Genomic DNA, 10,075 nt, shown 5'->3' on the forward strand with positions numbered 1-10,075 from the left:
TTATGAACTTAAACCAAGATTTGATGGAAGACCCCTTGGTTATTTTTACACACATTCAAAAAACAGCAGGAACTACCCTACAATCAATAATCAAGCAGAATTATCGGAGTAATCAAATAATTACAGTTCCCCATCGTCAACCTTTTTCAGAAGTCATCGAATCAGTTCAAAATCAAGTTAACACATCAAAAATTAAGATTATTCAAGGTCACATTGGGTTTGGATTACATAACTATTTACCTAAAAGTTATGGTTATATTACTTTACTCCGTGATCCTGTCCAAAGGGTGATTTCATCTTATTATTTTCGACAAACTAATCCAGATACTAAACCAATGACCTTAGAAGAATTTTGTCTAGCAAGGGAAAGTAATGCAATGACTAAATGGTTATCTGGACTAGAGTTTCCCTATCAAGTTTCAATCGGCTTTAAAGATTTGAAAAAAGCAAAAGAAGAAGGTGATACTCGCTTAATTAATTATCATAATCAAGATATTTTGCAACTCTTAGAACTGGCAAAGCAAAATCTCAAAGATAATTTTAAAGTCATTGGAATCACTGAAAAATTTGATGAAACTTTAATCTTGATGAAACATTATTTAGGCTGGAGAAATATTTATTATTATCGTCAGAGAGTCGCTACTAATAAACCACCAGAGTCTGCATTTTCACCGGAGATACTGACTTTCATTCAAAAACATAATCAATTTGATATTCAACTCTACGAATATGCCCTAGAATTATTTAACAAACAGATTAATGAATATGGTTCTTTCTTTGAAGAGGATTTGCAAAAATTTCAAACTTTCAATTCAGTCATTGGTAAAGTTTATGCAGGTTCTGATAAAGTGAGGCAGATTCTGAGAATTAAAAGTCATATTAATCGTCTATTCTCTAATTAAATTTTAAATTTATAAACTCTAAAAAAATCATGAATAATCTACAATCTAACGGAGTTATTTATATTGTTACTGGTGAAAACTGTAGTTATGAAGCTTGTCAATCAGCAATTAGCCTAAAGCGTCATAACCCTGATTTATCAATTACAATTTTTACCGATCAACAAGTGCAAGAGGACTGTTTTGAGCGGGTAATTCCTATCTCTACCTACATATATAATAGTTGTCGTCAAAGTGCTAAATTGTCTTATCTAGCACAATCTCCCTATCAAAATACTTTATATCTAGATAGTGATACTTATATTTGCGATGATATTCGGGAATTGTTTATGCTTTTAGAAAAGTTCGATCTAGCTGCTGCTCACGCGTCCCAACGTTGGGGGGTAGAATATACAGTGGAAAATATTCCTGACTGTTTTCCCGAATTTAATGCTGGGATACTTCTATTTAAAAAATCTCCTCAAGTTGAGGAATTTTTCAACACTTGGTTATCTCTATATCAGCGAGATTTAAAACGTAACTTAGTTTCAAACTACCTACCAGATCAACCCACTTTCCGAGAAGCAATATACCATAGTAATTTAAGAGTTGCCACCTTAACCCCAGAATACAATTGTCGTTTTATTCAGCCTGGGTTTGTGAATAAAGCTGTGAAAATTCTTCATGGGAGGCATTTTAATTTGTCAAACATTGCTGAGACTATTAATGTTAATAATAAGCGGCGAATTCACTATATGGGAATGAGAGGCAATCTAAAAATAGTTAAACATCATCAAGACTTAACTCAGGTTAAGCAATATATCCGTTTCCGACAATCTCTCCAACAAAGAGGCTGGCGAGAAACTTTTGTGTTGGCACTAAAAGAAATTTTTAAAAAATAATAAAGAGGACAATTCTAAAATGGACTTTTCTTGGAGTCAGGAACAGATTAACCGCAGAGAACAAATTCTTAAATTTGCTCAACAAGAAATAAGTGAGGACATCATTAAATTAGATCAGCAAGAACAGTTTAATCAAGAGGATTGGCATAAATGGGCTAATTTTGGGATTCAATCTTTAATCATTCCTCAAAACTACGGCGGTCAAGAAATGGATATTTTATCTACAATTTACGCTTTAGAAAGTTTGGGTTATGCCTATAAAGACAATGGACTAATCTTTGCCATGAATGCTCATATTTGGGCTTGTGAACTGCCTATTATTACCTTTGGGACAGAAAAACAAAAACAGCAATATCTTCCTCTGTTAGCACAAGGAAAGTTAATTGGTGGTCATGCTGTTAGTGAACCAGAAGCTGGTTCTGATGTCTATAGTATGAAAACGATCGCTCAAAAAAAAGGAGATAAATATATTCTTAATGGTAGTAAAATGTTTGTGACTAATGCCCCAGTTGCTGATCTGATTTTAGTTTTTGCCAATCTTGATTCTGAAAGAAATAAAAAAGGAATTACAGGATTTTTAATTGAAAAAAATTCTCCAGGATTTCTGATGAAAAATAAGCTGTCTAAAATGGGATTGCGGACTGCTCAGATGGGAGAAATTATTCTCGATAATTGTCAAGTTTCCGAGGATAATATTCTGGGAAAAGAAGGATTAGGTATGGCAATTTTCAATCATGCGATGGAGTGGGAACGAGGGTTTATTCTTGCTAGTGCGGTGGGAACAATGGAAAGAATTTTAAATCGTTGTATCAAGTATGCTCGTCAACGCCAACAGTTTGGTCAGCCGATTGGCAAATTTCAACTAATTGGTAATAAAATAGTGCAGATGAAACTGCGATTAGAAACTGGGAGAAATCTTTTATATAAAATGGGATGGTTAAAACAGATGGAAAAACCTGCTTTGTTAGAAGCAGCAATGACTAAACTCTATTTAAGTCAAGCTTGGATAGACTCCTGTTTAGATGCTATTTCAATTCATGGGGGTTACGGTTATTTAACGGAATTTGAGCTAGAAAGGGAATTGCGGGATGCACTGGGAAGTCAAGCTTACTCAGGAACTTCGGAAATTCAATCTTTGATTATTGCTAAATATTTGGGGCTATAACTCATGGGAGAATTACTACACCAACTTTTAGAAATTAGCGCCCAACAATATGCTAATAAAGTAGCTGTTATTGACGGAGAAAAGAGGATTACTTATGAAGCATTAAATAATATTTCTCATCAGTTAGCTCATAGCTTAAAAATATCGGGAGTTGTGAGGGGCGATCGCGTTGGTATTTATCTGCACAAATCTATTGAAACAGTTATTGCTATTTTTGGCATTCTCAAAGCGGGGGGAATTTATGTTCCTCTTGATCCTGCTGCACCAGTTAAACGCATTGCTTTACTGATTAATGATTGTGGTATAAAAGCCCTCATCAGTAACCAGAAAAAATTCAAACCATTAGAAAAAACTTTAGAGGGATATTTGCCCTTACAAACAGTTATTTTAACTGATTTTGAAATTTATCTAGACGATACGGCATCAATAAAATATATAGCATGGCAACAAGTATTACAAGCAGATTTAACTCCGTTGTTGAATGATTTAACCTGCGAGGATATTGCCTATATTCTCTATACTTCTGGTTCTACTGGAAATCCTAAAGGAGTTATGATTTCTCATGCTGCTTCACTCAATTTTATCACCTGGGCTGATAACTGTTTTCAAATTCACGAAAATGACCGCATCTCTAATCATGCTCCCTGTCATTTTGATCTGTCTATTTTTGACATTTTTACGACAATTAAAGCAGGTGCAACCGTCATTCTTGTTGCTTCACAACTTTCAGTATTTCCCTTGAATTTAGCTCGTTTTATTGCTCAACAAGAAATCACCATTTGGTATTCTGTTCCTTCAATCTTAATTCAGTTGGTACTCCACGGTAACTTAAATCAAGAGCAGTTTCCCCATCTGAGACATATTCTTTTTGCTGGGGAGGTTTTTCCCCTCAAATATTTAAGAGAATTGCAAACTTTATTACCCCATGTCAACTATCATAACCTATACGGTCCAACAGAAACGAACGTTTGCACCTATTATCCTGTGATTGAGAAGTTGGGGGAGCAAGAGCAGTCCTTACCTATTGGAAAAGCCTGTGCTAATCATGATGTATTTGTTGTCAATCAGTTTGGTACAATAGCTCAAGTTGACGAAATAGGAGAACTTTATGTAGCTGGACCATCGTTGATGCGGGGGTACTGGGAAATGCCAGAGTTAACAAAAACTGTTTTAGTTGCAGATCCGCGCTATAGTGACTCTAATGTTCATAAAGTCTATCGAACTGGGGATTTGGTCAAACTTAAGGCAGATGGTAATTATCAATTTCTAGGTCGTCAAGATAACTTGATTAAAAGTCGAGGTTATCGGATAGACTTGGGAGAGATTGAGTCAGTCATCCATAATCATCCGGCTGTTCAAGAAAGCGTAGTTATTCCCATTCCCGATGAACAATTGGGAAATCTGATTAAAGCAATTGTTGTTTTATTAGCTGGAGAAATAACGAACGGGAAAGATTTAGAGTTTTTCTGTTCACAATATCTACCTAAATATATGATTCCTCAGTTTGAATTTAGAGATGTTTTACCAAAAACATCAACAGGAAAAATTGATCGTTCTTTATTACGGTTGAGCGCAAATAATTCTTGATACTAACTATAAAAACATGAAAAAAAACAAGTTTAGAGAACAAGGCATTATTGATCTTCCTCAAGCGAAATTATTTACTGAGGAACACTTACAAGAGCGTGAATACTTTCGCTCTCTCAATGAACCGACTTGGTGTCCAGGGAATCAAGCTCAACATATGCGCCCCGATGACACCATTTTGGGGTTATATTTCAATGATCGGGCTTGGGCATTGCCTTGGTGGATTATGAAAAATCATCATATTGCCAACCTCATTATAGATGGGCAAGCAGTTTTGATCGCTCTCTGCGAAATGTGTAGTAGTGCTGCCATGTTTAATGCAGTTAGTCAAGGTCAAAGATATACATTTCGCCTGATAGGATTATATAACGGAACTCATTTTATTTCAGATCTAGAAACGGGAAGTTTCTGGACTTCCTTTAGCGGTGAATCAATTAGTGGTTCTTTAAAAGGAACAGTTATCGAAAGACTCCCCCTATGGCAACTAGAGTGGCAGCAATGGCTTAATCTTCATCCTAGAACTCAGGTCTTATATGGTCAAGAAAAACTCAGAGAAGGACATGGTAGTGGCCATTCTCCAGGTTCTCCGGGCATAGGTAGCACATTTGCAGAAACCTTAGTTCAACCCCTTGATGGAAGACTACCTCATAACACTCTAGTTTTAGGTGTTAGATGTAATAATAGTTCAAAAGCTTATCCCCTCGTAGAATTGGATAAATTTGGCTCTATTGTTAATGATACTGTGGCAGAGCAAGAGATTGTTATTTTTCATCAACCTAAAAGTTCACTTGCCATCGCTTTTTCTCCTCAGTTAAAAACGGAAATACTGAATTTTGAAGTGACAAATAAGGGAACAATCATTGATAAAAATACAGGTAGTTTTTGGAATTATACGGGAGAAGCTTACGAAGGAAAACTAAAAGGTTCACAGCTAAATTATGTTTTTTCTGGCGTAGAAGAGTGGTATGTTTGGTGTGCCTACAATCCCAATACAGAAATTTTTAACAATGTGGGCGGCTTGTTATTTAAATTATCTCATACTATCCCTGAGATGGGAAAAAAATTTAAAAAGCGTTTTCTATAGAGCGTGGTTAGAAGATGATGAACTTCAAGTGGGAGATAAGTTGGAAACACCAAAAATGGGTGATAAAATATAATCTGAGAATATTACTCAAAAGCGATAATGATATCAGCCTTTCTCCTAGCAGCCCAACAATCTCAGAAAAATTTAACTTAATTACTTTCTGAGAATATACCTTACTTAAAGAATGATTTTCCTATGAAGACTCTGTTTACTCAATCAGAAATTAAAGACACCATCAAAACCTATATACAGCAGGAATTTCTCTATGACAAACCTGAATTTGATTTAGAGGATGATTCTTTACTAATAGAAGAAGATATTATTGATTCTTTGGGTATTTTTGTCTTGATTAGCTTTCTAGATGAACAGTTTCAAGCAAAACTTCGACCTGATGAAGTTGTGATCGAAAATTTCGCAAATCTTAATACGCTCACTTGTTTGGTGATGGGTAAATTAAACCAATAAATAAATCATGATCGGAAATAATCTTATGAACATTAACGCTCCCAAATTTGACATCGGAATTATTGGTGGTGGACCTGCGGGTTCTACTCTTGCAGCTTATTTGGCTAAAGCTAATATTAGTTGTGTTGTTTTTGAAAAAGAATATTTTCCCCGTCCTCATGTTGGCGAGTCTCTAGTTCCCACTACTAATCTAATTTTACAAGAATTAGGCTTATTAGAAGAGATGGAAGAGGCAGGTTTTCCACATAAACATGGTGCGGCTTGGACATCTGCTAACAAGAAACTATATAGTCATAACTGGGAAGGGATGCCATCAGATTATTTTGCAGATGTCCGTTTTGGTGAAAAACATAGTTATCATGTTGATCGAGCTAAATTTGATCAAATGCTGCTGCAAAATGCTGAAAAGCTGGGTGCAACTGTTTATCAAGGTGCGAGAGTTAACCGAATTAATTTTCCGGAAAATGATTACCCTCAAATAGTTGTCTCTGTTGAAAATGAAGTTATTGAGACACAGGTACGATTAGTTGTTGATGCTAGTGGTCGTCGGACTCTGTTAGGTTCTCAGTTAGACTTAAAGGTAAAAGATCCTGTTTTTAATCAGTTTGCTCTGCATACTTGGTTTGAAGGATATGATCGAGGAATATCTGACAAAAAAGATTATATATTTATTCATTTTCTGCCAATTGCTAATACTTGGATGTGGCAAATTCCCATTACTGAAACAATCACCAGTTTTGGGATTGTTACTCAAAAAGAATATTTTACTAAAAAGAAACAAGAAAGAGAGGATTTTTTCTGGAGTTGTGTTGAAAGTCAGCCAGAAGTTTTCGCAAAATTAAAACAAGCTAAACAAGTAAAGCCTTTTCAGGAAGAAGGCGATTATAGCTACGCCATGAAGGATTTGTGTGGTGATGGTTGGATCTTAATTGGCGACGCAGCACGTTTTGTTGATCCTATTTTTTCCTCTGGTATTAGTATTGCTTTAAATAGTGCTAAATTCGCTAGTCAGGATATTATTCAGGCTTTTGAAAAATCTAATTTGGAAGATGGCAGATTTAAGCGATCGCATTTTGCCCAATATGAAACTATCCTCAAACGAGGGACTAAAAATTGGTATGAGTTTATTTCTCTTTATTACCGCTTAAATGTCCTCTTCACTCTTTTTGTTTCTGATCCTCGTTATCGTTTGGATGTTCAGAAATTGCTATCAGGGGATGTTTATGAAGAAGATCAACCTCCCGTTCTCCAGGAAATGAGGAAGATAGTGACAGAAGTAGAACAAAATCCTAACCATCTATTACACAAATTCCTCGGTAATCTTACTGCCAATGCCTTTAATCCACAATGAAAGTAAATGATTATACTGAAAACGGTTCATAGTTTAACCAAATATAGAACCCCTCTCCAAACCTCTCCCCGCAACGGGGAGAGGCTTTGAACTTGTTCTTGGTACTATAAAAAAGTCCAGACTTTAGTCGTTTTTAGTATAATCCATAATCCCAAGCAGGAGACAAGTATGGAAAACCCAAAAATGGGCGGTAAATCTCACCTGAGAATATTACTCAAAGGTGACAATGATCTCAGTAATTCTCTACTTTCTTTAGCGGAAGGTGGACAAAAAATCCAGCAAGGTTTACGAGAGTTAGTTAGGGAAAAATATCAAGAATCCTTTAAAATTGACATCCTACAGGAAAAGGGAGAGCGTTCAGATATTTTAGTTCAAAAAATCACTCAAGTTCCTATTCCTGAAACTTTACGATCTTTTGGTTTAGATATAGGAAATGGTTTTCTGAACCTGAATGAGAGTAAGATAGACATTATTGTTTTTTCTATCCTGCCCGAAATTGAACAGATTGTTTATCAGCATCGAGAAAGTGGTTATCTAATTGCTCCACCAGAAGATTGGGAACAGCAATGGACAGAAGATAAAAAAGATAATTTCCGACAAAACTTTGAATTAGCTTTTCGTCTGACAGCCCAACAATCTCAGGAAAATTTCAGTCAAGTCATTAACTATATCAAAGACAAAATTGGAGCTTATATTATTTTCTTTAATGCTTGTACAATTGATGGCAATGATCACATTTGCAACTATTATGAAAAGCCAGAAACCTTACCAATAAAATTAACTAAACTAAATCTAGCATTACTTAAACTTTCCTTAGAATGGGGAATTTCTTTGATTGATGTTGATCAGCAAATAGCGGAATTAGGGGCGAGTCAGCATCTAATAAAAGCTCTAGAATATACATCAGCAGCTAATCAAGCTATTTGCCAGGAATTTTTGCGAGTGATAGCAGATGTGGGATTTTTTGAAAATCGCCCCTTACTGGCTCAAATTGGAAAAAGGAGGAAATAAAATGCTTTTTAAGCTGACTTTACCATACATTGACAAAAAAATTGCAGGAGGGAGAATAATTCGCTGGTATAAACAACTAGGAGACTGGGTAGATTATGGAGAAGATTTATGTGAAATTCAGGTTGAAAATAAGAAGGGGCTAAATCGTCCCAAAGGTGCGATCGCTATCTTGTCCCCATCCTCTCATCAAGGCGATCGCTTTTTAACTGTAGTGGCTAGTGAAAAGCTGAAAATCTGTACCTCTGATACAGGCTTCTTGCGTTTGATTGCAGCACCAGAAAAAAAGTATGTAACTGTCGGTAATTTACTGGCTATCTTAACCAGTGATCCTGATGAACCTATTGATAATTTAGAACAAGATTCAAGTCAACTAAGTGGCTTTCGAGTGATTGTTAATATTGATAGGAGTCATTAACAGCATGAAGTTACAGTTTTAATTAGTCTATAGGAGCAAGCTGACAATGATTAAAAATATTTTCAGACCAGGATTAGAATTATGGCAATCTCTTTTCGGTGATGAAACTAGAGTTGAGATTTGGTTAAAACAGCGATATTATCTTCTTGACCAGCGAATTAATTGGTGGCAACAACGTATTGAGTATCGGATTAATTGGTGGCAACAACTTATTGAGTTAAAGAAAATTAACAAATTGATAGCAGAGTCTTCCTATTTGAGTGATGACTATACCATTTTTTGGTCAGAGACAAAACGAGAAAATAAAATTGGAATTTATGTCAATGAAGGCTGCGATCTTCAAGCAATATTCGCTTGTATTCCTCTAATTCAACCGCAATTAAAGGGTACTTGTTGCATTTTTAAAGAGAGAAAAATGGGTAAATTTCGCTCAGATATGTTGCTGCAAAACTACTTCAATACTTACTCTGATGAAGTGGTTGAACCAGTGATCAAAAAACTAGATATTCCTGCGGACTCTTTCCATACCAATGTTTTTGATCAAAACTTTTCAGTTAAAGGAATAAATGGCAGCGAAGAATTTCCTAAAAGTGTTATTATTCTGACAATTGGAAGAGACTATAAACGGGCAGTTTATAAGCATCGAGAACATGGATTTTTAATTGATCCAGGTATCTGGTGGCTTAATCAATCAATGGATTCAGTTTTGCAAGATTTACCTACCGCCAAATGGTTTCGAGAAAAATTTATTAGTATAGGTCAAATGACAGTGGCAGATTTTTCAGACAATTTAGGGAAACTGATTAATTTGCTGCGAGAAAAAACAAATGCTCATATCTTAGTTTTTAATTTGCTGACTTTAGATCCAGGAGATTTAACCCACAATTACCAATTTGTGAAAAAATCAGAGCGAATCCGCCGCATGGAATTTAATTTAGCGTTGGCTGAACTTTCCCAACAGCTTAACTTTTCAATTGTTGATATGGATCGAATTTTAAAAAAAGCAGGTATTGCTAATATGCCTGATTTTGTTCATTATCCCCATGAATTATACCCAACTGTTGCGGAAGAAGTCTTTGCAATTCTAACAGAGTTAGGAGTTTTTTATACCCCCAATAGCAGCTTGCTGGGTTAATCTCAATCTAGCTAAGGCCTAATTACAAAAAAAAGGGAATAGGGAATAGGGAACAGGGAACAGGGAATAGACAAGAAACTTT

The 10,075-nt window shown here is 35.5% G+C and carries 10 protein-coding genes; all 10 read left to right on the forward strand.

Annotated features, from left to right (window positions below; translation table 11 throughout):
* The first annotated feature begins 2 nt into the window (after positions 1-2).
* The 10 genes from VB694_RS12995 (at position 3) to VB694_RS13040 (ending at position 9,993) form a co-directional block, all read left to right on the forward strand.
* On the forward strand, positions 3-902 hold the full coding sequence (locus VB694_RS12995) for a sulfotransferase family 2 domain-containing protein (protein WP_323360739.1): 900 nt from the start codon (positions 3-5) through the stop codon (positions 900-902).
* Between the two features lie 29 nt (positions 903-931).
* The gene (locus VB694_RS13000) at positions 932-1,780 is read left to right on the forward strand and encodes a hypothetical protein (RefSeq protein ID WP_323360740.1); all 849 of its coding nucleotides are present in this window, start codon (positions 932-934) and stop codon (positions 1,778-1,780) included.
* A gap of 19 nt (positions 1,781-1,799) precedes the next feature.
* Positions 1,800-2,945, forward strand: a complete 1,146-nt coding sequence (locus VB694_RS13005) for an acyl-CoA dehydrogenase family protein (RefSeq protein WP_323360741.1) — start codon at positions 1,800-1,802, stop codon at positions 2,943-2,945.
* A 3-nt stretch (positions 2,946-2,948) separates the two neighbouring features.
* Entirely contained in the window at positions 2,949-4,532 is a 1,584-nt protein-coding gene (locus VB694_RS13010) for an amino acid adenylation domain-containing protein (protein WP_323360742.1), read from the forward strand.
* A gap of 16 nt (positions 4,533-4,548) precedes the next feature.
* A complete protein-coding gene (locus VB694_RS13015) occupies positions 4,549-5,616 on the forward strand; it encodes a DUF3179 domain-containing (seleno)protein (RefSeq protein ID WP_323360743.1) in 1,068 nt (355 codons plus the stop codon).
* A gap of 195 nt (positions 5,617-5,811) precedes the next feature.
* Positions 5,812-6,081 carry an acyl carrier protein gene (locus tag VB694_RS13020; protein WP_323360744.1) on the forward strand — a complete coding sequence of 90 codons (270 nt, stop codon included), beginning with the start codon at positions 5,812-5,814 and terminating at the stop codon, positions 6,079-6,081.
* A gap of 25 nt (positions 6,082-6,106) precedes the next feature.
* Positions 6,107-7,432, forward strand: a complete 1,326-nt coding sequence (locus VB694_RS13025; RefSeq protein WP_323360745.1) for an NAD(P)/FAD-dependent oxidoreductase — start codon at positions 6,107-6,109, stop codon at positions 7,430-7,432.
* Between the two features lie 168 nt (positions 7,433-7,600).
* Positions 7,601-8,443, forward strand: coding sequence for a hypothetical protein (locus VB694_RS13030; protein ID WP_323360746.1), 843 nt, complete (start codon positions 7,601-7,603; stop codon positions 8,441-8,443).
* Position 8,444: 1 nt separating this feature from the next.
* Complete coding sequence (locus VB694_RS13035) at positions 8,445-8,858, forward strand: hypothetical protein (RefSeq protein WP_323360747.1); 414 nt, start codon at positions 8,445-8,447, stop codon at positions 8,856-8,858.
* Positions 8,859-8,904: 46 nt separating this feature from the next.
* Positions 8,905-9,993: a hypothetical protein gene (locus VB694_RS13040; RefSeq protein ID WP_323360748.1), complete on the forward strand. Its 1,089-nt coding sequence runs from the start codon at positions 8,905-8,907 to the stop codon at positions 9,991-9,993.
* The last annotated feature ends 82 nt before the right edge of the window (positions 9,994-10,075 follow it).

This window comes from Anabaena sp. UHCC 0451, from assembly GCF_034931405.1.
Taxonomy (GTDB): domain Bacteria; phylum Cyanobacteriota; class Cyanobacteriia; order Cyanobacteriales; family Nostocaceae; genus RDYJ01.